The following is a 25218-nucleotide window of genomic DNA, read 5'->3' as shown; positions in this document are numbered from 1 at the left end:
GCTTGTCAGATGACAGGAGGTCGGCCCAGTCGGGTCAGGCGCCACACCGTACGCCACTTCATCGGCTTGCGAGGCCCGCAGGGCGTCGTCCAGCCCTCCTTGAAACCGCCGAACCAGGCCTTGAGCGCGGGGCCCGAAGGGCGCCTGGCCAGGGTCAGGAGCATCCAGACCCCGAGGTAGACCGGGACCAGGAGGAGGGGCAGATTCCGGCGGGCGAGCCAGACGCGGTTGCGGGCGACCATCCGGTGGTAGACCGCGTGCCGGGACGGGGCGGTCGTCGGGTGGAAGAGCACCATGTCGGCGCGGTAGTCGATCATCCAGCCCGCGTTCAGGGCACGCCAGGCGAGGTCGGTCTCCTCGTGGGCGTAGAAGAACTCGTCGGGCAGGCCGCCGACCTCGGCGATGACCTTCGTACGGACGGCGTTGGCGCCGCCGAGGAAGGTCGTCACGCGCGAGGAGCGCATCGGGTCGGCCGCGCGGAGGCGCGGGACGTGGCGGCGCTGGGTCTCGCCGGTGTCCGGGTCCGCGATGCGGAAGCTGATGATGCCGAGCTTCGGGTCGGCCTCGAAGGCCTCGCGGCACAGCTGCGCCGTGTCCATGTTGGCGAGCAGGCCGTCGTCGTCCAGGAAGAGCAGGATGTCGACGTCGGTGCCGCCGGGGCCGAAGGCCTCGATGCCGACGTTGCGGCCGCCGGGGATGCCGAGGTTCTCGGGCAGCTCGACGGTGCGTACGCCTTCGGGGACGTCGGGCACGGGGGCGCCGTTGCCGACGACGACCACCTCGACCGCGTCGCCGTCCTGCTTGGCGACCGAGTCGAGCAGGGCGCGCAGCTCCTGCGGCCGGTTGCCCATGGTGATGATGACCGCGCCGACCTTCAGGGGCCGGCTCCCCGCGGCACTCACTTCAGCCTGCTCGAAGCGAGGATGGACACGAGGTGCAGCAGGGTCTGCAGGAGCGCGATGCCGGCGAGGACCGCGACACCGATCCGCGAGAAGAGCAGGTCGCCGCGGACCGAGTCCACGATCGCGAGGACCAGGATGAGCAGCGAGGCCTCGATGCCGAGCACGAGGCGGTGGAACTTGAGCGCCGCGGCGGCCTTGCGGGCCAGGGCCATGCCGGAGGAGCGCGGCTCGGAGGCCGACTCCTTGACCGGCGCGAGGCCCTGCTGGTGACGGGCGACACCGACGAGGTCGGTCTCCGCCTTGATCAGGATGGCGCCGAGCGCGGCGAGCGTGCCGAGGAAGGCCCACAGCCAGTCGATCCGGCCCGAGCCCCACAGGTCGGCGGCGCGCAGGCCGAAGCCGACCAGGACCGCGGCGTCGCACAGGTAGGCGGCGACACGGTCCAGGTAGACCCCGGCCATCGAGTACTGCTTGCGCCAGCGTGCGATCTCCCCGTCGACACAGTCGAGCAGGAGATACAGCTGGACCATCACCACACCGAGCACGGCGCCCGTGATCCCCGGCACGAGAAGTGCCGGGGCGGCGAGGGCGCCGGCCACGGTCATCAGATACGTGAGCTGGTTGGGCGTGATCCTGGTGTTCACCAGGTAGCGGTCGCAGCGCAGCGAGATCTCTCGCATGTACAGGCGTCCCGCCCAGTGCTCACCGCTGCGCCGGTCCTTCACCCCTGCGGGGTGAACGACGGGGCGGAGTTCAGCTACCGATGGCCTTGGCATAGTCGGCGTATGCGTCCTTGATCTGGTCGGAATTCAGATTGAGGTGCTCGAGGATCGTGTAGCGCCCGGGGCGCGTCTGCGGGGCGTACTCCACGACCTGGACGAACTCGTCCACGGTGAAGCCGATCTCCTCCGGCGTCACGGGGAGGCCGTGCCTGCGCAGCACCTCGACCATGTACAGCGACTCCTCGCGTGCTCCGCGCAGGAACATCGCGAAGGCCGCGCCCAGGCCGCACTGCTCGCCGTGGCTGGCAGCGCGCTTGGGGAAGAGGAGGTCGAAGGCGTGGTTGATCTCGTGGCAGGCGCCGGACGCCGGACGGGAGTCGCCCGAGACCGACATCGCGATGCCGGTCAGGACCAGCCCCTCGGCCAGGACCTGCAGGAAGCCGTCGTCGCCGACACCACCGGGGTGGCGCAGGACCGCCTCGCCGGCCTGGCGCGCCATCGCGGCCGCGAGACCGTCGATGTCCTCGCCGCGCTCACGCGCCGCCAGCTCCCAGTCCGCGATCGCGGAGATGTTGGACAGAGCGTCGCCGATGCCGGAGCGCACGAACCGTACGGGGGCCTCGCGGATCACATCGAGGTCGATGACGACCGCTATGGGGTTGGGCACCCCGTACGAACCGCGGCCCGCGTCGTTGTCGAGCGTGGCGACCGGCGAGCACAGACCGTCGTGCGACAGGTTCGTCGCGACGGCGACCAGCGGCAGGCCGACGCGCGCGGCGGCGAACTTGGCGCAGTCGATGATCTTGCCGCCGCCCAGGCCGACGACGGCGTCGTAACGGCCCTTCTTGATGGCGTCGGCGAGCTTGATGGCGTCATCGAGCGTGCCGCCGCCCACCTCGAACCACTCGGCGTTCGGCAGCGAGGGCTCGAGGCGCTCGCGCAGGACCGCGCCGGAGCCACCGCTGATCGCGATGGCGAGCTTGCCGGCAGACGAGCAGATCCGCTGATCGGCGAGGACACCGGCCAGGTCGTTGAGCGCCCCCGGCCGGATGTCGACGACGACCGGCGAGGGAATGAGCCTCGTCAGTACAGGCACGCGATCTCCCTGCCCTTGGCGAGGTCGTCGTGGTTGTCGATCTCGACCCACTTGACGTCGCCGATCGGCTCCACGTCGACCTTGAAGCCGCGGTTGACGAGCTCCTGGTAGCCGTCCTCGTAGTAGAGGTCGGGGTCGCGCTCGAAGGTGGTCTTCAGGGCGTCGGCCAGCTCGTCGGCGGCCTCGCCCTCGATGAGCGTGACACCGATGTACTCACCGGTGGCGGACGCCGGGTCCATCAGCTTGGTGATCTTCTGGACGCCCTTCTCGGGGTCCACGATGACCTTCATCTCCTCGTCGGCGAGGTTCTTCACCGTGTCGAGGGCGAGGATGATCTTCTTGCCGTTGCCGCGGGCGGCGAGCAGCGTCTTCTCGACGGAGACCGGGTGCACGGTGTCGCCGTTGGCGAGGATCACCGTGTGCTTGATCGCGTCACGACCGCACCAGAGGGAGTAGGCGTTGTTCCACTCCTCGGCCTTGTCGTTGTCGATCAGCGTGAGCTTGAGGCCGTACTTCTCCTCGAGCGCCGCCTTGCGGTCGTAGACGGCTTCCTTCTTGTAGCCGACGATGATCGCGACCTCGGTCAGACCGATCTCCGCGAAGTTGCCGAGGGTCAGGTCGAGGATGGTGGTGTCACCGTCGACCGGCACCAGGGCCTTGGGGAGGGTGTCGGTGTAGGGGCGAAGACGCCGTCCGGCGCCGGCCGCCAGCACGAGGCCGATCATGCGGGTTCTCCTTCATCGTGTACGGCGGGTGCTCCAGAGGAGACCCAGAAGCGGATGCTCTCGACGAGCACCACGAGTGCCACGGCCACGGCGAGTGCCGTGAGCGCGACGGTGAAATCTGTGGCGGGCAGCAGGGTCGCGGCCAGCACGACCGCGAGGGTCCTGCCTTCTTGGCCGCCGATCGCCCGCACCAGCCAGCGCGGGGGCGCGCCGGTGCCGCCCTTGATGCGGTACACCGTGTCGTAATGATGGTAGGCGACCGCGGCCACAAGCCCGAAAGCCGCGGGAAGCGCCCCGTTCACATCGGCTTTGGCCGCCAGTACCAGGACCGTGCCGTATTCGGCGGCGCGGAAGAACGGCGGAACCAGCCAGTCGAGGGGGGCCTTGAGGGGCCTGCTCAGGGCGAAGCCCGACAGGACGACGTACGCCACCGCGCCCACGACGACCACGGGGCTGCCGTAGGAGTTGCTCAGTGCCGTGCCGACGACCACGGCACCGCCCGCGAAGGCGATGACCGGAGCGGGGCGCACCAAGGACCCAAGGCCCAGCGCGGCGAACGCCGAGGCCAGCGGGCCGTTGTCGGCGAGGTCACACAGGGCGAGGGCCGCGCGGTCGGTGCGGGTCGCCTTGCGGGTCAGCGAGCGGAGCACACGGCCTGCCGTGGTGTAGCAGGCGGCCAGCGCGCAGCCGATGATCAGCACGGTCAGGGTGATGCGGGGCGTGGTCACCGCGGTGAGGACCGCGATCATCGCCCAGCGCTCGCCGATCGGCAGGACGATCATCCGGCGCACCCAGACCGTCCACCCGACGCTGTCGAGCTTGTCCGAAAGGGCCGCGGTGGGGCTGGTGTTGGCCGTCGCGTCGTGGTTCGCCTCGTTGAAGGAGAAGTCCACGACATGGCGGCAGGTCTGCAGCACCATCGCGCCGAGCGCGAGCGCCCATACGTCGTCGCCGCCGCGGGCCGCGCCGAGCGCGAGGCCCGCGTAGTAGGCGTACTCCTTGGCGCGGTCGAAGGTCGCGTCGAGCCAGGCGCCGAGCGTCGAGTACTGCAGGGAGTAGCGGGCGAGCTGCCCGTCCGTGCAGTCCAGGACGAAGGAGAAGAGCAGGAGGAAGCCGGCGGCGACGAACCCGCCGCGCGTTCCGGTCGCCGCGCAGCCCGCCGCGATGAGCGCGGTGAGCAGGGACGCGGTGGTGACCTGGTTCGGGGTCAGGCCCCGGCGCGCGCACCAGCGGGCGATGTAGCGCGAGTAGGGGGAGATGCAGTACGTCGTGAAGAAGCCGTCCCGCGACTTGACCGCGGTGCGCAGGCGTACGGCCTCTTCGTCCACGGCGGCGACGGCCTGCCGTGCCTCGTTCCGCGCCTGCGGATCGCCGGGCACGGTGGCGACGAGGGTGCCGAGGTCGGGGCGGTGGACGTCCTGGCCTTCGGCCTCGATCGCCTCGGCGATGTGGTCCGCGAGGGCCTCGACGGCCGTGGCGGAGCCGCCGCCGTTGCCGCTCGTCGTCGTGTGCAGGGCCCGGGTCAGGCCCGCCCGCGCCTCGGGCTTCGCGGAGACGGCGCCGGGCACCGCGGAGGCGTCGAAGCGCGGGTCCGTGAGGCCGACGCGCAGCGCGTGGACATGGCCCACGAAGCGCGCGTCGACGACCGCGACCCGCTGACCTGCGGGTACAGCGGCGAGCAGCGTCTCGGTTTCCGCCGCGTCGGAGGCGATCCGCACGTCAAAGCCCAGGGACCGCAGATCGCCTTCGAGCGGCGACCCGGGGACCGGCTGACCGGTCAGGATGGCGGTCGACAGACGAACTCACTCCTTGATTCACGGCGCGGCTCGCGCCGCGCACGTGCGTGATGAGGGGCGCCCCAGGCCGGTGCGGCCGGGCGGCACGTCGGCAGAGGCTATCGGATGAATACAAGCGGGCGTTCACCGCCCGTTTACGGCCCGATAAGCACGGCCTGCAGGGCCGCCGCCGACGCGATCATCATGGTCGATGGGGGCCCGGCCCCACAAACCGCCCTTCATCGACCGGCATAAAGTGGACGCCCATGACGTGGATGATCACAGGTGGAGCGGGATATATCGGGGCACACGTGGTGCGGGCGATGGCCGGCGCCGGCGAGCGGGTCGTCGTCCTCGACGACGTATCGGCCGGGGTGCCGGAGCGGCTGCCGGCGGACATCCCTCTCATTCGGGGCTCATCGCTCGACGGTGAGCTGCTGCGCCGGGTCTTCGCCGAGCACGGCGTGACGGGTGTGGTGCATCTCGCGGCCCGCAAGCAGGTCGGCGAGTCCGTGGAGCAGCCGCTGCGCTATTACCGGGAGAACGTGGGCGGCCTGGTGACGCTGCTCGAAGCGGTGGCCGATGCCGGGATCAAGCGGTTCGTCTTCTCGTCGTCGGCCGCGGTGTACGGCAATCCGCCCGCCGTCGACCTCGTGAGCGAGGACACTCCGTGCGTACCGATCAATCCGTACGGCGAGACGAAGCTCGCCGGGGAGTGGCTGGTGCGGGCCGCGGGGCGGGCGCACGGCATCGCGACCGTGTGCCTGCGCTATTTCAACGTGGCGGGGGCGGCGGCTCCCGAGCTCGCCGACACCGGGGTCTTCAACGTCGTACCGATGGTCTTCGACCGGCTCACCCGTGGCGAGGCGCCGCGGATCTTCGGGGACGACCACCCGACGCCGGACGGCACCTGCGTCCGTGACTACATCCATGTCGCCGATCTCGCCGACGCGCATCTCGCGGCGGCCCGCCGGGTGACCGAGCGGCCCGAGGGCGATCTGACGGTGAACATCGGCCGCGGCGAGGGCGTTTCCGTACGCGAACTCGTCACGCTCATCGGCGAGGTCTCCGGCGATACCCGGCCCGCCCTCGTGGAGCCCCGCCGCGCGGGCGACGCGCCGCGGGCCGTCGCGGACGCGGGCCTCGCCGCCAAGGAGCTGGGCTGGACGGCCCGGCGCGGGGTACGCGAGATGGTCGAATCCGCTTGGGCCGGCTGGCGCCTCCACCACCCCGAGGCGCGCCGCCCCTGATCACTCCAACGCTCTGACCTGCGGTCATTTCCGCAGGTCAGAGCATATGACAACGGTGTTCAGTGCCGCGTTGCCAGATACCCCCCACCCGTAGTTCACTGTGATCGCGTCAAGCACACGACCGGGGAACAGAAGACCGATACCGAGCACACGGAGGCGGCTTCCATGGGGGCTGGGCACGATCACGGACACACGCACGGGGGGCCCACCACGGGCACCGCGGCGGCCGCCTATCAAGGGCGGCTGCGCGTCGCGCTCTCGATCACGATCACCGTCATGGTGGTCGAGATCGTCGGCGGGATCATGGCGGATTCGCTCGCGCTCATCGCGGACGCGACGCACATGGCGACGGACGCCCTCGGGCTCGGCATGGCGCTGCTCGCGATCCACTTCGCCAACCGGCCGCCGACCGAGTCCCGCACGTTCGGGTACGCACGCGCCGAGATCCTCGCCGCGCTCGCCAACTGTCTGCTGCTGCTCGGCGTCGGCGGCTATGTGCTGTACGAGGCGATCCAGCGGTTCATCACGCCGGCCGAGACCGAGGGCGGACTGACCATCGTCTTCGGCGTCATCGGCCTCGTCGCGAACATGATCTCGCTCTCGCTCCTGATGCGCGGCCAGAAGGACAGCCTGAACGTGCGGGGCGCCTTCCTCGAGGTGATGGCGGACGCGCTCGGCTCCGTGGCGGTGCTCGTCGCGGCGGTGCTTATCCTGACCACCGGCTGGCAGGCCGCGGACCCGATCGCCTCGCTGGTGATCGGCCTCATGATCGTCCCGCGTACGGTGAAGCTGCTGCGGGAGACCCTGAACGTGCTCCTGGAGTCGGCACCCAAGGGCGTCGACATGGCCGAGGTCCGCGCGCACATACTGGCTCTGCCGGGCGTCGAGGACGTCCACGATCTGCACGCGTGGACCATCACTTCGGGGATGCCTGTTCTCTCCGCGCATGTGGTCGTCAGTTCCGAGACGCTGAACGCGATCGGCCACGAGAAGATGCTGCACGAGCTGCAGGGCTGCCTGGGCGACCACTTCGATGTCGAGCACTGCACGTTCCAACTGGAGCCGGTCGGGCACGCGGAGCACGAGGCGAAGCTGTGCCACTGAGGGTGTCAGGCCCTTCGGTACGGCAGACTTGAGGTTCGTAGACCGAAGCGAAGGATGGGTATGCCGATCACACCTGCCACCGCGGCGAACAGCTCGTCGAACGGCACCGGAGAAGCAATCTTGCTGGAACTCGTGGACGAGGACGGCAGGACGATCGGCACAGCGGAGAAACTCTCCGCGCATCAGGCGCCCGGACAGCTGCACCGGGCGTTCTCCGTTTTCCTCTTCGACGAACAGGGCCGGCTGCTCCTCCAGCAGCGCGCCCTGGGCAAGTACCACTCCCCCGGCGTCTGGTCGAACACCTGCTGCGGGCACCCGTACCCGGGCGAGGCGCCGTTCGCTGCGGCCGCCCGCCGCACGTACGAGGAGCTGGGCGTCTCGCCCTCGCTGCTCGCCGAGGCGGGCACCGTCCGCTACAACCACCCGGACCCCGACTCGGGCCTGGTGGAGCAGGAGTTCAACCATCTCTTCGTGGGGATGGTGCAGTCGCCGCTGCGGCCCGACGCGTCCGAGGTCGGCGAGACCGCTTTCGTGACGGCCGCTGAACTGGCTGTCCGGCACGCACAGGGGCCGTTCTCGGCCTGGTTCATGACCGTGCTCGACGCGGCCAGGCCCGCGATCCGCGAGCTGACCGGGCCCTCGGCGGGCTGGTGAACCCGTAGCGTCAGACGGTGCCGTTGGGCTTCAGGGGCAGGGCCGCCCAGATGACCTTGCCCCCGCTCGCCGTGTGCTCCACGTCGCAGGCGCCGCCCGCCTCCCGGGTGATCTCCCGGACCAGCAGGAGACCGCGCCCGCCCGTCTGTCCGTGGTCGGCGACCAGGGCGGTCGGGCGGTAGGGGTGGTCGTCCTCGACGGAGACCCGCACCCACTCGGCGCCCACCGCGACCTCCACCGCGAGCATCGGCGAGAGCAGGGCGGCATGCCGCACCGCGTTGGTGACCAGCTCGGAGACGATGAGCAGCAGGCCCTGCACCAGATCGTCCGATGCGGGCACACCCTGCCGGGCGAGCAGATCACGTACCGCGTGCCGTGCCTGGGGCACGGAGGCGTCGACGGCCGCGGCGGTGAATCGCCACACGCCCTCGTACGACACCCTTCCGCTCCCCCGAGGGAGTGGGCTGTGCCCCCTCCCGTCGTCGTCCATCGTCCGGTCGCCGCCCTCGCGCTCGATTGTCACCACACGTCGAGTGTTGGGAATGCTCTGGTCCGGACCGCACTACTGACCATAAGTCAGCGAGTATCGACGGCATTTGATCAGTGCCGCATGACCGCGTCAGTTGTGTGACTGTTCCTGCCCCCTTGGTTTCTCTTTCAAGCTTTCTTCGGTTTGTACGGGTTGTCCTGGTCGCTCCGCGGTCACTTTCGCCGTTCGGGGTCCGGCCGCTCGCCGACCATCCCGACGATCCGGCGCCCGCCGACGCCCGCGGCGAGCAGGCCGAGGCCGTCGAAGAGCAGGGCCAGCGAGAAGAAGCAGCCGATCACGTACTGACTGCTGCTCGGCCACTCGGCGAGCACCAGGATGCCGAGCAGCAGACCGAAGGCGCCCTGCACGAGGGTCCAGCCGAACTGCGGGCCACGCACCACCAGGCTGCCGACGAGACGGAACACACCGCCGGTCAGGAAGAGCAGCGCCGCGAACATGGTCAGCGCCGCGGCCGCCACGTCGGGCCTGGCGATGATCACGACGCCGGCCGCGATGTTCAGCGCGGCCACGACGACACCGACCCAGAAGAAGTCCGTGCCGCGCGACTGCACCGCGTGCAGCAGGCCGACGCAGCCGCCGACCAGGAGCAGCCAGCCGAACAGGAGCATCGAGGTGAGTGTGGCGACACCGGTGTAGACGAGGCCGACGAGCCCGGCCACCGTCAGGATCACGCCGAGCAGGGCCAGCGTCCCGAAGCTGCGGCTGAGCTGTCGCGCGTTCTGCGCCAGGGGGGTCTTCGCGCCCTTGGATGCGGCCATCAGCATCTCCGTTCCGCGCCCCTTCTTGATCGTACGTTCGAGGGGTCCGGATAGCATCCGGCGCATGGAGCCGCAGCTGAGGCAGGCCGTCACGCACGGCGTCGCCACCGTCGTCATCGATCATCCGGCCAAGCGCAACGCCATGACCACGGACATGTGGCGGCGGCTGCCGGCGCTGCTCGAAGGGCTCGCCGCCGATTCCGCGGTGCGCGCGGTCGTGCTGACCGGCGAGGGGGCGACCTTCTGCGCGGGCGCCGACATCTCCTCGCTGCGTCAGTCGCCGGGCGAGGCGCAAGAACTGGCGGTGCGGGCCGAGGACGCGCTCGCCGCCTTCCCCAAGCCGACGCTCGCCGCGGTGCGCGGCCACTGCGTGGGCGGCGGCAGTCAGCTGGCGGCGGCCTGCGATCTGCGGTTCGCGGAGGAGGGCGCCCTGTTCGGGATCACTCCGGCGAAGCTGGGGATCGTCTATCCGTCGTCGTCCACCCGGCGCCTGGTGTCCCTGGTGGGGCCCGCGACCGCCAAGTATCTGCTGTTCTCAGGTGAGTTGATCGAGGCGCAGCGTGCGCTGCGCACCGGCCTGGTGGACGAGGTGCTGCCGGCCGGCGAACTGGACAAGCGGGTCGCGGAGTTCACCAAGGTCCTCGCGGCGCGCTCCCAGCTGACGCAGGCGGCGGCGAAGGAGTTCGCTGCGGGGCGCACCGACCGGGACGCGTACTGGACCGGGCAGGCACGCGACGGCGGCGACACCGCCGAAGGGGTCGCCGCCTTCCTGGAGCGCCGCGAGCCGCGTTTCACGTGGACGGCTGGCTGAAACGGCTCTTGGCACGGAACGTCTCGACCAGGTGCGCGGGCGCCTTCTCCGGGGACCCCGCGTCGTACGGCGGCTGAGGGTCGTACTCCGTCAGGAGCTGCACGGTGCGGGCCTGCTCGTCGCCCGCGATCCGGCCGACGAGGGCGAGCCCCATGTCGATGCCGGATGAGACGCCGGCGGACGTGACGTACTTGCCGTCGAACACCACCCGCTCCCCCGTCGGCTGCGCGCCGAACTTCTCCAGCTCCGCGAGCGCGAGCCAGTGCGACGTGGCGCGGCGGTCCTTGAGCAGCCCCGCCGCGGCGAGCAGGAGGGAGCCGGTGCACACGGACGTCGTCCAGGTGCTGGTGGCGTCGGCGGAGCGGAGCCAGCTCAGGAGCGGCTCGTGCGCCATGTGCTCGCTCTGGCCGGGGCCGCCGGGGACGACCACGACGTCCGGGCTCGGCACGTCGGCGAAGGCCCGGTCCGCCACGAGTGCGAGGGAGCCGCGCTCGTTGCGCACCGGGCCCGGCCGCTCCGCCACAAGGACGGTATCGGCTCCGGGGATACGACTGAGGGTCTCGTACGGGCCGACCGCGTCCAGGGCGGTGAAGCATTCGAACAGGGCGATGGCGATCTGCATGGGGGGCCTATCCGTGGGGGGCGGATGCCGCCGGGGTGGTGAGTGGGGGCTGGAAGCGGCGCCGGTATTCGGCGGGCGCCGCGCCGAGGGTCTTGATGAAGGCCCGGCGCATCGCCTCGGGGGTGCCGTAGCCGCAGGCGCGGGAGACCTCGGCGATGCCGTCGGAGGTGTCCTCCAGGAGGCGGCGCGCGTGCTCGATGCGGATGCGCTCGACGTACTTGCCCGGCGTCATGCCGGTCTCCGTCTGGAAGGCGCGGGCGAAGTGCCGGGGAGAGAGCCGGGCACGGGCGGCGAGCGAATCGACGCACAGATCGCCGTCGGGGTGCTCGGTGATCCACTGCTGGACCTCGCGCAGGGGTTCGCGCTGAGCCGTCTGCGCGGCCAGCTGGGCGCTGAACTGCGACTGGTTGCCCGGGCGCCGCAGGAAGACGACCAGATGCCGCGCCACCGTGAGCGCCGCCTCCCTGCCCAGGTCCTCCTCGACGAGGGCCAGGGTCAGGTCGATGCCGGCGGTGACGCCCGCCGAGGTCGCGACATGGCCGTCGCGCACGAAGATCGGGTCCGGGTCGACCTCGACGGCCGGGTGGTCGTGGGCCAGCTGGTCGCTGTACGCCCAGTGGGTCGTCACCCGGCGGCCGTCCAGGAGGCCCGCCGCGGCGAGCAGGGCCGCGCCGGTGCAGACCGAGACGAGGCGCTGTGCGCGCGGGGCATTGATGCGGAGCCAGTCGATCAGGCGGGGGTCGGGGCCGCGGCTGCCGTTGCCGCCCGGCGCCAGGAGTGTGTGCGGCACGGGGGCTTCGGCCAGGGACGAGTCCGGGACGAGGGTGAGCCCGCTCGATGTGCGGACGGGAGCGCCGTCCAGGGAGGCGGTGCGGATCCGGTACGCCGGCTCGGGGGCGCCTATGTAGGCGGATGCCCCGGTGAAGACCTCGACGGGTCCGGTGACGTCGAGGCTCTGGACGCCGTTGTAGAGGACGACCAGGACCGTTCGCTGCTCCATGCCCTTGATTCTTCGCCAGGCGCGCATTGTCCGCAATGACGAGATCCCCACCTTTACTGCCACCGCGGATCTTGATGGTTCAGGCGGACTGCGGGATTGCTCCTGGCTCCGCCAGAAGTCGCGTTCCGCAGCGAGCGCGGCCAGGAGCGAGAAGGTGAATCAGCGCAGCAGCGCGGCGACAGCGGCGGCCGGCTTGGTCGCGTCGGGCTGGTCACCGGTGATCAGGTCCGCGTAGACGAACGATTCGCCGATGCGGGTGATGACGTAAGCGAGGTCCGGAAGGGCCATCGGCGGGTCGAGGGCACCACGGTCCACCTCTTCCTGCAGGAGCTCCTGGATCTTCACGACGATACGACGCTGCACGACGCTGGCCCTCATGGTCAGCAGCCTGAGACTGGCCTCGGGCTCACGCGAGACGAACGTGTGGAAGTAGTCCGCGTCGATGATCCCGCGCGTGAAGGTCTCGACGATGGCGGCGATGCGGGCGCCGCCCCGGCCGGGCGCGGCGGCCGCGGCCCGCTCAAGAGCCGGCTCGGTGAAGGACCAGATGACCTCGGCGATCAGCTGGTCCCGATTGCCGACCCAGCGGAACAGCGTGGCCCGGCTGATGCCGAGCTCGGCAGCCAGGTCCTGCATGTCCACCCGCTCGCCGGCCAGATACCGCCGACGCGCGAACTCGAAGGCGTCCCTCGGGCTGCGGCGCGGCACCTTGCCCGCCGCCAGATGCCGCGTCAACGGCGTCTCCGCTACGACCACCACACTCGACCTCCCCGATAGCTGCCGAGACGATCATACAGCCACCTCAGGATGAGACGTTTCTTGAAGTGTTGCATGCAGGAACAATCTGTGTAACGCTTCACCAGAGCCTTGCGACTGTTGATCGAAGGAGCACTGGACATGACGACTGGACTCACCGAGTCCCAGCGGGCCGTCCTGCGGGCGGTGTGCGACACCGTCGTGCCGCGCATCGAGCGCGCCGACGATCCCGACGGCTTCTGGAGGCGCACCGCCTCCGACCTGGGCGTCGACGTGGCCCTCGAGCAGTTCGTCGCGGCGATGCCGACCGAGCAGCGGGCCGGCCTGGTCGAGCTGCTCGACGGTCTTGCCGCGCAAGACTTCCCCCGCGTCTCGCAGCTCTCCCGCGAGCAGATCCTGCGCACCGTGGCGATGCTCGGCTCGCAGGCCGCCGCCGGAATGAGCGGGCTGGTGGGTGTGGTTCTCTTCCTCGCTTATGGCGCACCGGACCCGCAGACCGGGCACAACCCGAACTGGCGCGTCTTCGGCTATCCCGGCCCGATCAGCACCCCTCCTACGGTGCCGAAGCCGATTCAGCCCCTGGTGCCGGAGCGCGAAGAGGTCTCGTACGAGGCGGACGTGTGCGTGGTCGGCTCGGGCGCGGGCGGTGGCGTGATCGCCGGCGAGCTCGCCCGGCGCGGTCTCAAGGTGGTGGTGCTGGAGGCAGGCGGCCACTTCACGGAGGCCGACTTCAACCAGCTCGAACTCCCCGCCTACCAGAACCTGTACTGGCGCGGCGGCCCCCAGACCACCGCCGACGGCAACGTGGCGATTCAGGCGGGTGCCTGCCTCGGCGGCGGCACTACGGTCAACTGGACGAACTGTCTGCGCACCCACCCGTGGGTGCGCGAGGAGTGGGCGAAGCTCGGCCTGGCCGGATTGGCCGGGCCCGAGTTCGACCGGCACCTGGACGAGGTGCTGCGGCGCAGCTCCGCGACCGACCGGTGCTCGGACCTGAACGGGCCGCAGCTGCGGATGCGGGACGGTGCGGAGCGGCTCGGCTGGTCCTTCAGGACCGTGGTGCGCAACGCCGATCCTGATCGCTACGACCCGGCGAGCGCGGCGTACCTGGGCTTCGGCGACCAGTCCGGTTCGAAGCAGGGGACGCTCAAGACCTATCTGCAGGACGCCTTCGAGCACGGCGCGGACCTGCTGGTGCGCTGCCGCGCCGACCGGGTCCTTGTGGAGCGGGGCCGCGCCGCCGGAGTGCGGGCCACCTGGTCCGACCCGGCGTCCGGGCGCCGGGCCGATGTCACCGTCCGCGCCAGCCACGTCGTCGTCGCCGGCGGAGCGCTGGAATCACCCGCCCTGCTGCTCCGCTCCCGGATCGGCGGCCCGGCGGTGGGCAACTACCTGCGTCTGCACCCGTCCACCGCGCTGTTCGGCGTCTACGGCGAGGACCAGCGGGCGTGGTGGGGCGCACCGCACGCGGGGCTGTGCGACCAGTTCGCCGAGGGCGAGTCCGGGCACGGATTCCTGATCGAGGGCGCGCAGTACGCTCCGGCGCTCATCGGCTCGGCGCTGCCGTTCACCACCGCCGCCGAGCACAAGCAGCTGATGACCAAGGTCCGCTACGGCGCCACCTCCATCGGGCTGCTCCGCGACCGGGGCCACGGCCGGGTCATCGTGGGTCCCGGCGGCGAGCCGGTGGTGACCTACGCCTTGACCGACAAGGTCGACCTGCGCAACTCGTACCAGGCGATCGACGCACAGGCCCGGCTGCACGAGGCAGCCGGGGCGCGCGAGATCTTCACTCTCGGTGCGGGCGCACCGCGCTGGCAGGCCGGCGACGCCCTGGACGAGTACCTGCGCCGGGTGCGGCGGCTCCCGCTCGGGGCGGGGGGACTGCGGCTGTTCAGCGCGCACCAGACCGGCAGCTGCCGGATGGGCCTCGACCCTGGGACCAGCGTGGCGGGCCCGTACGGCGAACTGCACGACACGCCCGGCGTCTGGATCGGCGACGGCAGCGCCTTCCCCACCGCAGCCGGCACCAACCCGATGGTCACGATCATGGCGCTGGCCCGGCGCACCGCCGAGGCGATCGCCGACGGCCCGGCCGCCCTCGTCTGAGGGAAACGGCCTTCATGCAGCACGGAGCGATCGAGGAGATCGAGATGGCGTTCGTCGCGGAAATCCAGGTCCAGGACAAGCACTTCATCGGGGGCGAGTGGGTCGAGCCGACCGGCTCGGGAACGATCGAGGTGGTCGACCCGACCGCCGAGGAGGTCATCGCCCACATCCCCGACGGCACCACCGAGGATGTGGACCGGGCGGTGACCGCGGCTCGACGGGCCTTCGATTCCTGGAGCACCGTTCCCGTCGAGGAGCGGGCCCGCTGTCTGCAGGCGATCGCCGACGAACTGGCCGCCCGCGCCGACGAGATCGCGGCGCTGATCTGCCACGAGGTCGGCATGCCCCTGGCACAGGCCCGGGCGATACAAGCCGGGCTGCCCACACTGGATTTCGGCTCGATGCCGGGCCTGCTGCGCGACTACCGGTTCGAGGAAACTCTCGGCAACTCGCTGGTCGTCCGCGAGCCGATCGGCGTGGTGGGCGCGATCACCCCCTGGAACTATCCGCTGCACCAGATCGCCGGCAAGGTGGCGCCCGCGCTGGCCGCCGGCTGCACGGTGGTGCTCAAGCCGAGCGAGGTCGCCCCGCTGACCGCCTATCTGCTCGCCGAGGTCATCGAGCAAGTCGGTCTTCCTGCCGGGGTGTTCAACGTGGTGACCGGCACCGGCCCGGTCGTCGGCGAGGCGATCGCCGGGCACCCCGGCGTGGACATGGTGTCGTTCACCGGTTCCACCGCCGCCGGGCGGCGAGTGAGCGAGGTCGCCTCACGGACGGTCAAGCGGGTGTCCCTGGAACTCGGCGGGAAGTCGGCGAACATCATCCTCGACGACGCCGACCTGCGGACCGCCGTGGCGCACGGCGTGGGCAAGTGCTTCGTCAACTCCGGCCAGACCTGCATCGCCCTGACCCGGATGCTCGTACCCCGGGCCAGGCTCGCCGAGGCGGAGCAGATCGCGGCGGCAACCGCCGCCGCGTACACCGTCGGTGACCCCTTCGACGAAAGAACCACCCTCGGCCCGGTCGTCTCTCAGGCCCAACTGGACTGCGTACGCCGCTACATCGAGACCGGCATCGCCGAGGGGGCGAAGCTGGTGGCCGGGGGCCCGGACCAACTGCCCTTTGAACGAGGGTACTTCGTCCGACCGACCGTGTTTTCCGAGGTCACGCCCGACATGACCATCGCCCGGGAGGAGATCTTCGGCCCGGTCCTTGCGATCATCCCCTGTGACGACGAGGACGAGGCCGTCCGGATCGCCAACGACTCGATGTACGGCCTGTCGGGCGGCGTGTGGTCGGCCGACCCGGACCGGGCGCAGCGGCTGGCCCGCCGCCTCCGTACGGGCCAGGTCGACATCAACGGGGCGGCCTTCAACCCGCTGGCTCCGTTCGGTGGTTACAAGCAGTCCGGCAATGGACGCGAGCTGGGCAGATACGGCCTCGAAGAGTTCCTCGAGACCAAGGCGATCCAGCGCTGAACGGAGGATTGAGGATGCACACCGATCAGTTGAAACTTCCCGAGACGGTCGCCGAACTCGTCTTCACCGGCGCCGAACGCTTCGGCGAGGCACCGGCACAGCGGTTCAAGCGCGACGGCGGCTGGCAGGATCTGAGCTACGCCGAGCTGGGTGAGGCCGCCCGGCAGATCGGGCTCGGGCTCCTCGGTCTGGGTATCGGCCCGGGGGACCGCGTCTGCGTACTCGCCGACACCCGCCCGGAGTTCGCACAGGTGCAGTTCGGGATCGCCGCGGCCGGCGCCGTCGTGGTGCCGATCTACCCCTCAAGCACTCCCGAGGAGTGCGCCTGGATACTCGGCGACTCCGGTGCCACCGCGGTCATCTGCGAGAACGCCGACCAGCTGGCGAAGATCGACCAGATCAGCGGCCGGCTTGCCGAGCTGCGGCACACCCTCCTCATCGACCCGGCCGACGCGGCGGTGCTCACCCTCGACGAACTGCGCCTCGGCGGCCGAGGCGGCGACCCGGCCGAACTCCGGAGGCGCACCGAAGCCGTGCGGCCCGACGACCCGGCTCTCATCATCTACACCTCCGGGACGACCGGCCGACCCAAGGGCTGCGTGCTCAGCCACCGCAACCTGATGGCCGGTTGCCGGGTCACCGAGCAGCTGCGGGTGGTCGGCCCTGCCGACATCGCGTACCTGTTCCTGCCCCTGGCACACGTCTTCGCCCAGGTCGTCCTGCTCGGCATGACCGGCGCGGGCGGGGTGGTGGCCTACTGCAGCGGGGACGCCTCCGCGATCGTGCCCGACTGCGGGGAGATCGCCCCGACGTTCCTCCCATCGGTGCCACGCATCTACGAGAAGGTCTACGCCCGGTTCGGCGCGCAGGTACCGGCTGACGTGCTTGCCCGTGCGGTGCGGACCGGACTGGCGGTGCGCCGACTGGAGGCCACCGGCCTGCCGGTACCCGATGAGCTGCGCCAGGGCTTCGATCAGGCCGAGACGCAGCTGTTCGCCCCGGTCCGGGCCCTGTTCGGCGGACGGCTGTGCATGGCCGTCTCGGGTGCCGCGCCGATCGCACCGGAGATCCTGGAGTTCTTCCACGCCGCGGGCGTCCGCGTGTGCGAGGGCTACGGCCTCAGCGAGTCCGCGTCGATCGGCACACTCAACACCCCGGACGCCGCCAGGATCGGCACCATCGGGCTCCCGGTGCCCGGCTGCGAGGTCAGCCTCGCCGAGGACGGTGAGATCCTCCTGCGCGGCCCGCACATCTTCACCGGCTATTGGAACAACCCGCAGGCCACCGCGGAGACGCTCACCGACGGGTGGCTGCGCACCGGCGACCTCGGCGCGGTGGAAGACGACGGGTACGTCACCATCACCGGCCGCAAGAAGGACATCATCATCACCGCCGGCGGCAAGAACCTCACCCCGGCGAACCTGGAGAACGACCTGCGTCAGTCGCCCTTCATCTCCCAGGCGGTGATGTACGGCGACCGGCGGCCCTACCCCGTAGCGCTCATCACCCTGGACGCCGAGCGCGTCCTCCCCTGGGCCCGGGACCGCGGTCTCCCCGCCGATCTCGGGACGCTCGCCACACACCCGCAGGTCCGCGCACTCGTCCAGCAGGTGCTCGACGAGGTCAACGGCCGGTACGCGAGGGTCACCCGGATCAAGAGGTTCGCGATACTCGGCCGCGACTTCTCCCAAGAGACCGGTGAGCTCACCCCGACGTTGAAGGTCAAGCGGCAGGCCGTCCACCAGAACCACGCCGATGTCCTGGACGCGCTCTACACCAAGGTTCCGGCCATGCGCGACTCTGCCACGCGCTGCGCCGCCCCTCACCCCGACGCAGACTAGACGCGGCCGCCCACCTCAGGCCGTTCCGTCTCCCCGTGACGCTCCCTTGTAACGCTCCCTTTGAGAAGAGGTTCACCGATGCCACTCGACCCCCCTGTCGCCGCGATCCTGGAAAGCTTCAACGCGCTGCCGCCCCTGCACTTCGATGGTGCGGACCCGGAGGTTCTGCGCGAGGCGAACCGGCAGATGGCGGCGCAGACGCCCCTCTCCCGGCCCATCGAGGTCGGCTCCGTGGAGAACACGTCGGTTCCCGGCCCGGCCGGGGACATCCCGGTGCGCGTCTACCGGCCCACCGCCGGGCAGCCCGTGCCCACGGTGGTCTTCTTCCACGGTGGCGGCTGGCTGGCCGGCGACCTGGACACCCACGACGACGTCGCGCGGCGGCTGTGCCGTGACGTGACCGCCGTCGTCGTCTCGGTCCACTACCGCCGCGTCCCGGAGAACCCCTACCCTGCCCCGCTCGACGACTGCCTGGCCGCCACCCGCTGGGTCGCCGACCACATCGCGGAGTACGGAGGACGTCGCGACCGGCTGGCCGTCGCCGGAGACAGCGCCGGCGCCAACGCCGCCGCCGTGATCGCGCTGGCCTTCCGCGACGACAACCAGCCGCTCACCGCCCAGCTGCTCGCCTACCCGCCGACCGACTTCCTGGGGGACTACCCCTCCATCACCGAGAACGCCGACGGGTACTTCCTGACGAAGGACCTGGTCACCGAGATCCGCCGCGGCTACGCCGGTGACGACCCCGAGGTGCGGGGCTCCTGGCGGATCTCACCGCTGCTCGCGGGAGACCACACCCGGCTCGCCCCGGCCGTCATCGGCACCGCCCAGTACGACCCGCTGCGCGACGAAGGCCGTGCCTACGCCGAGGCCCTGGAGAAGGCCGGAGTGGACGTCTTCTACCGCAACTACGACGGCCTCATCCACGCCTACCTCAACCTGTTCGGCGTCTCCCCGGCAGCCGACGCCGCGGTCGGCGAGATGTTCGCCGAGCTGGCCAGACGACTGAGCGGGGGCTTCACCTCATACCAACCAGTCGGTAACGTGCGTCCATGACTTCTCTCACGCCCTCGTCCCCGGCCGCCGCGCTGCACCCGCGCGCGGGACGTCGATGTCACAACATGCTCAACTCGCTGCACTCCACGCACTACTTCTCGCCCGACGTGGGCCGCGAGCTCGCCGGCATCGGGATCACCAACCCCCGGGCCGTCAACTTCGCCGTACGCACGGCGGCGATGGGCCCGGTCGGCGCCGGGGCGGTCACCGCCGCGTTCTACAACTACAAGTACGACCTCGTCGCGGAGCACGTGCCCGCGATCTGGCGCGTCGCATCCCCCGAGGACGTACTCGCGGCACGCGCGCGTGCCGTCGACGCGACCCTGCGGCGCCTCCTCGGCGAAGAGGCCATCGCATCCCCGGAGATGGCGGAGGCGGCGGAGCTCGCCCTGCGCGCCGCCGAGGCCTGCTCCCGCTCCGGGCGCCCGCTGTACGCCGCGCACGCGGACCTGCCCGTCCCCGAGCAGCCGCACCTCGCGTACTTCCACGCCGCGACGCTGCTCCGCGAGCACCGGGGCGACGGGCATCTGGCCGTCCTCCTGAACGCCGAACTCGATGCGGTGGAGGCCCTGGTGAGCCACACCGCGACGGGCAAGGGCATGACTCCGAAGTGGATCTTCACCACACGCGGCTGGACCCAGGAGGACTGGGACGCCGCCGTGGAGCGGCTGCGGGCCCGCGGACTGCTCGACGGGGCGGGCGAGTTGACGGAGGCGGGCGTCGCGCTGCGCGGGGACATCGAGGAGGCCACGGACCGCCTCGACCGCGCGCCGTACGAGCACCTGGGCGCAGCGGGCGTCGAGCGCCTCACGGAGCTGGGGTCGGCGTTCATCGGAGCCGCGCTGACGGCGGGCGCGTTCCCGGCGGATCTGCTCGGCAAGGCCTGAGCGAGGCATACGGCGGGGACCCGGCCGGGCACGCCGGGTCTGATCCCCCCGCTGTCGGTGCCACCTGCCACAATTGCCCGGCAACCCCAGTGAGAAGGCGGTACCGGAACGTGGCACCTCTGCAGACGTCCACTCCAGCATCCATCGAAAGCAGGATCGCCGAGGAACTCGGTGTACGGGAGCGGCAGGTGAAGGCCGCCGTCGACCTGCTCGACGGCGGTTCGACGGTGCCCTTCATCGCGCGCTACCGCAAGGAAGCGACCGAGATGCTCGACGACGCGCAGCTGCGCACGCTCGAGGAGCGGCTGCGTTATCTGCGGGAGCTCGAGGACCGGCGCGCGGCGATCATCGAATCGGTCCGTGAGCAGGGCAAGCTCACCGACGAGCTCGAGGCGCGGATCCGCGCGGCGGACACCAAGGCGCGCCTCGAGGACATCTACCTGCCGTTCAAGCCGAAGCGGCGCACCAAGGCGCAGATCGCGCGCGAGGCGGGTCTGGAGCCGCTGGCCGACGGCCTGCTCGGCGACCCGTCGGTGGACCCGCATGCGGCGGCCGCCGCGTTCGTCGACGCCGACAAGGGCGTCGCCGACCCGCAGGCCGCCCTGGACGGCGCCCGCTCGATCCTCGCGGAGCGGTTCTCCGAGGACGCCGATCTGATCGGCGAGCTGCGCGAGCGCATGTGGGTGCGCGGCCGGCTCGCCGCGAAGGTCCGCGACGGCAAGGAGGAGGCGGGCGCCAAGTTCGCCGACTACTTCGACTTCGCCGAGCCCTTCAAGGAGCTGCCCTCGCACCGCGTCCTCGCGATGCTGCGCGGCGAGAAGGAGGACGTCCTCGACCTCGTCCTTGAGCCCGAGGAGGCCACGGAGGGCCCGTCTTCGTACGAGGGGATCGTCGCCCACCGCTTCGGCGTCGCGACCCACCCGGAAAGCAGTCGCCCGGCCGACAAGTGGCTGCAGGACACGGTCCGCTGGTCCTGGCGCACCCGCATCCTCGTGCACCTGGGCATCGACCTGCGCCTTCGCCTGCGCACGGCCGCCGAGGACGAGGCGGTGCGGGTCTTCGCGTCGAACCTGCGCGACCTGCTGCTCGCCGCACCCGCGGGCACGCGCGCGACGCTGGGGCTCGACCCCGGTTTCCGTACGGGTGTGAAGGTCGCCGTCGTCGACGCCACCGGCAAGGTCGTCGCGACGGACGTCATCAATCCGCACGTCCCGGCCAACAAGTGGGACCAGTCCCTGGCCACCCTGGCCAAGCTCGCCAAGGAGCACTCGGTCGACCTGATCGCGATCGGCAACGGCACGGCGTCCCGCGAGACGGACAAGCTCGCCGGTGAACTCATCACCAAGCACCCGGAGTTGAACCTCACCAAGGTGATGGTCTCCGAGGCGGGCGCCTCCGTGTACTCGGCCTCCGCGTTCGCCTCGCAGGAGCTGCCGGACATGGACGTGTCGCTGCGCGGCGCCGTGTCCATCGCCCGGCGCCTGCAGGACCCGCTCGCCGAGCTGGTGAAGATCGACCCGAAGTCCATCGGCGTCGGCCAGTACCAGCACGACCTCGCCGAGGTGAAGCTCTCGCGCTCGCTCGACGCGGTCGTCGAGGACTGTGTGAACGGCGTCGGCGTGGACGTGAACACGGCGTCCGCCCCGCTGCTCGCCCGGGTCTCCGGGATCGGCTCGGGTCTCGCCGAGAACATCGTGGCGCACCGCGACGCGAACGGCCCCTTCTCGTCCCGCAAGGGCCTCAAGGACGTGCCGCGCCTCGGCCCCAAGGCGTACGAGCAGTGCGCGGGCTTCCTGCGCATCCGGGGCGGCGACGACCCGCTCGACGCGTCCAGCGTGCACCCCGAGGCGTACCCGGTGGTGCGCAGGATGGCGAAGAAGACGGGCGGCGAGGTCGCCTCGCTCATCGGCGACACGGGGACGCTGCGCTCGCTCAGGGCGGACGAGTTCGTGGACAAGTCCTTCGGTCTGCCGACCGTCACCGACATCATCAAGGAGCTGGAGAAGCCCGGCCGCGACCCGCGCCCGGCCTTCAAGACGGCGACTTTCAAGGACGGCGTCGAGAAGATCTCCGACCTCGCGTCCGGAATGGTCCTGGAGGGCGTCGTCACGAACGTGGCGGCGTTCGGTGCCTTCGTGGACATCGGTGTCCACCAGGACGGGCTCGTGCATGTCTCGGCGATGTCCAAGACGTTCGTCAAGGACCCGCGGGACGTGGTGAAGCCGGGCGACATCGTCAAGGTGAAGGTGATGGACGTCGACATTCCGCGCAAGCGGATCTCGCTGACGCTGCGCCTGGACGACGAGGCTGCGCCCGCCGGTGGCGAGCAGCCCAAGCGCGGCGGGCGCCCGCCGCAGCAGAGGGGGCAGCGGCCCCCTCGCCAGCAGGGCGGCCAGGGTCAGCGGCAGCAGAAGCGGCAGGGGCCGCCGCCGGCCAATGACGCGATGGCTGACGCGCTGCGCCGGGCCGGGCTTCTGGACCCCAAGCAGCGCTGAGCCCACGGAGGTGGGCGGAGGTCAGGGTGACAGCTCGGTCACCTTGCCCTCCGTCACCTCCAGGCGCCGTGTCACGCGCACCGCGTCCAGCATCCTGCGGTCGTGCGTGACCAGGAGCAGCGTGCCCTCGTAGGACTCCAGGGCGGCCTCCAGCTGCTCGATCGCCGGCAGGTCGAGGTGGTTCGTCGGCTCGTCGAGGACGAGGAGGTTGACGCCTCGCCCTTGCAGGAGTGCGAGCGCCGCGCGGGTGCGTTCGCCCGGGGAGAGGGTGGCCGCCGAGCGCAGGACGTGCCCGGCCTTCAGGCCGAACTTGGCGAGCAGCGTGCGCACTTCGGCCGGTTCGGTGTCCGGCACGGCGGCGCAGAACGCGTCCAGGAGCGACTCGGAGCCGTGGAACAGCGCACGGGCCTGGTCGACCTCGCCGACGAGCACGCCTGAGCCGAGGGCCGCGTGCCCCGCGTCCGTGGGGACGCGGTTCAGCAGGGCGCCGAGCAGCGTCGACTTGCCCGAGCCGTTCGCACCGGTGATGGCGACGCGGTCCGCCCAGTCGATCTGCAGGGTGACCGGGCCGAGCGTGAAGTCGCCGCGGTGCACCTCCGCGTCGCGGAGCGTGGCGACGACGCTGCCGGAGCGCGGCGCCGACGCGATCTCCATGCGCAGCTCCCACTCCTTGCGGGGCTCATCGACGACGTCGAGGCGTTCGATCATGCGCTGTGTCTGGCGCGCCTTCGCCGCCTGCTTCTCGCTGGCGTCGCTGCGGAAGTTGCGGCCGATCTTGTCGTTGTCGCCCGCCTTGCGCCGGGCGTTCTTGACGCCCTTGTCCATCCAGGACCGCTGCATCTGGGCGCGGCCTTCGAGGGCGGACTTCTTGTCGGCGTACTCCTCGAACTCGTCGCGTGCGTGGCGGCGCGCGACGTCCCGCTCCTCCAGATACGCCTCGTAGCCGCCGCCGTAGAGGTTGATCTGCTGCTGGGCCAGGTCGAGTTCGAGGACCTTGGTGACCGTGCGGGTGAGGAACTCGCGGTCGTGGCTGACGACGACCGTGCCGGCCCGCAGTCCTCGTACGAAGCTCTCGAGGCGGTCGAGGCCCGCGAGGTCGAGGTCGTTGGTCGGCTCGTCCAGGAGGAACACGTCGTAGCGGGACAGGAGCAGCGAGGCGAGGCCCGCGCGGGCGGCCTGACCGCCGGAGAGGGAGGTCATGGGCTGGTCGAGGCTGACGCTCAGGCCCAGGGACGCGGCGACCTCGTCGGCCCGCTCGTCCAGGTCGGCGCCGCCCAGGGCCAGCCAGCGCTCCAGGCTCTGCGCGTACGCGTCGTCCGCGCCCGGCGCCCCGTCGACCAGGCCCTGGGTGGCCTCGTCCATCGTCCGCTGGGCCTCGGCGACGCCGGTGCGGCGGGCCAGGAATTCGCGGATGGACTCGCCGGGGCGGCGGTCGGGCTCCTGGGGCAGGTGGCCCACGGACGCGCTGGGCGGGGAGAGCCGGAGTTCGCCGGTCTCCGGGGTGTCGAGGCCCGCGAGGAGACGCAGCAGCGTGGACTTGCCCGCGCCGTTGGCGCCGACCAGGCCGATGACGTCGCCGGGGGCGACGACCAGCTCCAGGGCGGAGAACAGGGAGCGGTCGCCGTGGCCGGCGGCGAGGTTCTTGGCGACGAGGGTTGCGGTCATCAGGGGGTCGAGTTTAGGCGAGGCCCGGGGCCGGATCGTCCGGCACCTGGGAGGACCCTTCCAGCACACTCGGCCCGCTCGGCCCACCCGGCCCGCTGAGCCCGCTCAGCTTCTCCGGGTTGAACTGGAAGCGCATGTTGTGGATCAAGCCGTCGGCCAGGTCGAAGGTCAGACAGCCGCCGATGTAGTCGCCCGCCTTGAACAGGATGCCCAGTTCGCCGTTGATCGTGGCGGGCTCCAGCGTGACGCCCGTCAGCGCGGGCTTCGCCAGGACGCCCAGGAACCAGCGCGCCACATGGTCCGTGCCGTACAGCGGGCGGCGGGCCGCGGTGACCTTGCCGCCGCCGTCGGACCAGGCGGTGACGTCGGGGGCCAGCATCTCCATGACCGCGTTGAGATCGCCGCCCGAGCACGCCGCCAGGAACCGTGTGGTGACCTGGCGGCGCCGGCCGGCGTCGGTGTCGAAGCGGGGGCGGCGCGCCTGGACGTGCGCGCGGGCCCGGTGCGCGATCTGCCGGACGGTGGCCTCGGGGCGTTCGAGGACATCGGCGATCTCGGCGTGCGTGTAGCCGAAGACCTCGCGGAGCAGGAAGACCGCGCGCTCGACCGGGCTGAGCGATTCGAGCACGACGAGCATCGCCGTCGAGACGGTGTCGGCCATCTCGCTCTCCTCCGCGATGTCGGGTGACGTGAGCAGGGGTTCGGGGAGCCACGGGCCGATGTAGGTCTCGCGGGTGGCCCGCGCCGAAGTGAGCCGGTTGAGCGACAGGTTGGTGACCGTGCGCACCAGATACGCCTTGGGGTGGCGGACGGCGTCGCGGTCCGCCGAGTTCCAGCTCAGCCAGGCGTCCTGCAGGACGTCCTCGGCATCGGCGACGCTGCCCAGCATCCGGTATGCGGTGGAGTGCAGCAGCCGCCGGTGCTCGAGGAACGGGTCAAGTGCGGGCGTGGCGTCGGTCATC

Annotated in this window: 22 protein-coding genes; 10 read left to right on the top strand and 12 right to left on the bottom strand. The window is 70.9% G+C overall.

Features of this window, described 5'->3' with window-relative positions; all coding sequences use genetic code 11:
• Positions 1-5: 5 nt before the first annotated feature.
• Genes OG453_RS34115 through OG453_RS34095 form a run of 5 tightly spaced genes read right to left on the bottom strand, consistent with a single transcriptional unit; the run spans position 6 to position 5241 of the window.
• Positions 6-851, bottom strand: coding sequence for a glycosyltransferase family 2 protein (locus tag OG453_RS34115; protein ID WP_266873229.1), 846 nt, complete (start codon positions 849-851; stop codon positions 6-8).
• A 47-nt stretch (positions 852-898) separates the two neighbouring features.
• Positions 899-1678, bottom strand: a complete 780-nt coding sequence (locus tag OG453_RS34110; RefSeq protein WP_266872421.1) for a CDP-alcohol phosphatidyltransferase family protein — start codon at positions 1676-1678, stop codon at positions 899-901.
• Positions 1656-2720: an iron-containing alcohol dehydrogenase family protein gene (locus tag OG453_RS34105; protein ID WP_266872420.1), complete on the bottom strand. Its 1065-nt coding sequence runs from the start codon at positions 2718-2720 to the stop codon at positions 1656-1658. Before OG453_RS34105 ends, OG453_RS34110 begins: the two co-directional genes overlap by 23 nt.
• On the bottom strand, positions 2708-3445 hold the full coding sequence (locus tag OG453_RS34100) for a phosphocholine cytidylyltransferase family protein (RefSeq protein WP_266872419.1): 738 nt from the start codon (positions 3443-3445) through the stop codon (positions 2708-2710). The genes OG453_RS34105 and OG453_RS34100 overlap by 13 nt, the downstream gene beginning before the upstream one ends.
• A complete protein-coding gene (locus OG453_RS34095; RefSeq protein WP_266873228.1) occupies positions 3442-5241 on the bottom strand; it encodes a DUF5941 domain-containing protein in 1800 nt (599 codons plus the stop codon). The genes OG453_RS34100 and OG453_RS34095 overlap by 4 nt, the downstream gene beginning before the upstream one ends.
• Positions 5242-5486: 245 nt before the next feature.
• On the opposite strand from OG453_RS34095, the gene galE reads away from it, so the two are divergent.
• The 3 genes from galE to idi all read left to right on the top strand — a co-directional run bounded on the left by galE (position 5487) and on the right by idi (position 8228).
• Positions 5487-6470 carry a UDP-glucose 4-epimerase GalE gene (gene galE / locus OG453_RS34090; protein WP_266872418.1) on the top strand — a complete coding sequence of 328 codons (984 nt, stop codon included), beginning with the start codon at positions 5487-5489 and terminating at the stop codon, positions 6468-6470.
• Positions 6471-6635: 165 nt separating this feature from the next.
• The gene (locus OG453_RS34085) at positions 6636-7574 is read left to right on the top strand and encodes a cation diffusion facilitator family transporter (RefSeq protein ID WP_266872417.1); all 939 of its coding nucleotides are present in this window, start codon (positions 6636-6638) and stop codon (positions 7572-7574) included.
• Between the two features lie 60 nt (positions 7575-7634).
• Entirely contained in the window at positions 7635-8228 is a 594-nt protein-coding gene (gene idi, locus OG453_RS34080) for an isopentenyl-diphosphate Delta-isomerase (protein WP_266872416.1), read from the top strand.
• 10 nt (positions 8229-8238) lie between these two features.
• On the opposite strand, the gene OG453_RS34075 is transcribed toward idi, so the two are convergent.
• Positions 8239-8754: an ATP-binding protein gene (locus OG453_RS34075; protein WP_266872415.1), complete on the bottom strand. Its 516-nt coding sequence runs from the start codon at positions 8752-8754 to the stop codon at positions 8239-8241.
• A 176-nt stretch (positions 8755-8930) separates the two neighbouring features.
• A complete protein-coding gene (locus OG453_RS34070; RefSeq protein ID WP_266872414.1) occupies positions 8931-9536 on the bottom strand; it encodes an HdeD family acid-resistance protein in 606 nt (201 codons plus the stop codon).
• A gap of 64 nt (positions 9537-9600) precedes the next feature.
• On the opposite strand from OG453_RS34070, the gene OG453_RS34065 reads away from it, so the two are divergent.
• On the top strand, positions 9601-10347 hold the full coding sequence (locus OG453_RS34065) for an enoyl-CoA hydratase/isomerase family protein (RefSeq protein WP_266872413.1): 747 nt from the start codon (positions 9601-9603) through the stop codon (positions 10345-10347).
• On the opposite strand, the gene OG453_RS34060 is transcribed toward OG453_RS34065, so the two are convergent.
• The 3 genes from OG453_RS34060 to OG453_RS34050 form a co-directional block, all read right to left on the bottom strand.
• Positions 10328-10969 (bottom strand): DJ-1/PfpI family protein, encoded by a 642-nt coding sequence (locus tag OG453_RS34060; protein WP_266872412.1) that lies wholly within the window; start codon positions 10967-10969, stop codon positions 10328-10330. The two genes, OG453_RS34065 and OG453_RS34060, sit on opposite strands and share 20 nt — an antisense overlap.
• A 7-nt stretch (positions 10970-10976) precedes the next feature.
• Complete coding sequence (locus OG453_RS34055) at positions 10977-11969, bottom strand: GlxA family transcriptional regulator (protein WP_266872411.1); 993 nt, start codon at positions 11967-11969, stop codon at positions 10977-10979.
• A gap of 159 nt (positions 11970-12128) precedes the next feature.
• Positions 12129-12728 carry a QsdR family transcriptional regulator gene (locus OG453_RS34050; RefSeq protein WP_266872410.1) on the bottom strand — a complete coding sequence of 200 codons (600 nt, stop codon included), beginning with the start codon at positions 12726-12728 and terminating at the stop codon, positions 12129-12131.
• Between the two features lie 138 nt (positions 12729-12866).
• Here OG453_RS34050 and OG453_RS34045 point away from each other — a divergent pair, with 138 nt between their 5' ends.
• The 6 genes from OG453_RS34045 (at position 12867) to OG453_RS34020 (ending at position 22591) form a co-directional block, all read left to right on the top strand.
• Positions 12867-14834, top strand: a complete 1968-nt coding sequence (locus OG453_RS34045; RefSeq protein WP_266872409.1) for a GMC family oxidoreductase — start codon at positions 12867-12869, stop codon at positions 14832-14834.
• A gap of 44 nt (positions 14835-14878) precedes the next feature.
• Positions 14879-16312 carry an aldehyde dehydrogenase family protein gene (locus OG453_RS34040; protein ID WP_266873227.1) on the top strand — a complete coding sequence of 478 codons (1434 nt, stop codon included), beginning with the start codon at positions 14879-14881 and terminating at the stop codon, positions 16310-16312.
• Positions 16313-16326: 14 nt separating this feature from the next.
• On the top strand, positions 16327-18153 hold the full coding sequence (locus OG453_RS34035; RefSeq protein WP_266872408.1) for a long-chain fatty acid--CoA ligase: 1827 nt from the start codon (positions 16327-16329) through the stop codon (positions 18151-18153).
• A gap of 78 nt (positions 18154-18231) precedes the next feature.
• Positions 18232-19209, top strand: coding sequence for an alpha/beta hydrolase (locus tag OG453_RS34030; protein ID WP_266872407.1), 978 nt, complete (start codon positions 18232-18234; stop codon positions 19207-19209).
• Positions 19206-20096 carry a hypothetical protein gene (locus OG453_RS34025; protein ID WP_266872406.1) on the top strand — a complete coding sequence of 297 codons (891 nt, stop codon included), beginning with the start codon at positions 19206-19208 and terminating at the stop codon, positions 20094-20096. Before OG453_RS34030 ends, OG453_RS34025 begins: the two co-directional genes overlap by 4 nt.
• A gap of 110 nt (positions 20097-20206) precedes the next feature.
• Entirely contained in the window at positions 20207-22591 is a 2385-nt protein-coding gene (locus OG453_RS34020; protein WP_266872405.1) for a Tex family protein, read from the top strand.
• Positions 22592-22612: 21 nt separating this feature from the next.
• Here OG453_RS34020 and OG453_RS34015 read toward each other — a convergent pair whose 3' ends face one another.
• Positions 22613-24256: an ABC-F family ATP-binding cassette domain-containing protein gene (locus OG453_RS34015; protein WP_266872404.1), complete on the bottom strand. Its 1644-nt coding sequence runs from the start codon at positions 24254-24256 to the stop codon at positions 22613-22615.
• A gap of 13 nt (positions 24257-24269) precedes the next feature.
• Positions 24270-25217, bottom strand: a complete 948-nt coding sequence (locus OG453_RS34010; RefSeq protein ID WP_266872403.1) for an RNA polymerase sigma-70 factor — start codon at positions 25215-25217, stop codon at positions 24270-24272.
• Position 25218: the final 1 nt, after the last annotated feature.

It is taken from the genome of Streptomyces sp. NBC_01381 (assembly GCF_026340305.1).
Taxonomy (GTDB): domain Bacteria; phylum Actinomycetota; class Actinomycetes; order Streptomycetales; family Streptomycetaceae; genus Streptomyces.
Note: the sequence above shows the minus strand (reverse complement) of the source record. Positions and strands in the feature narration are given on the sequence as shown.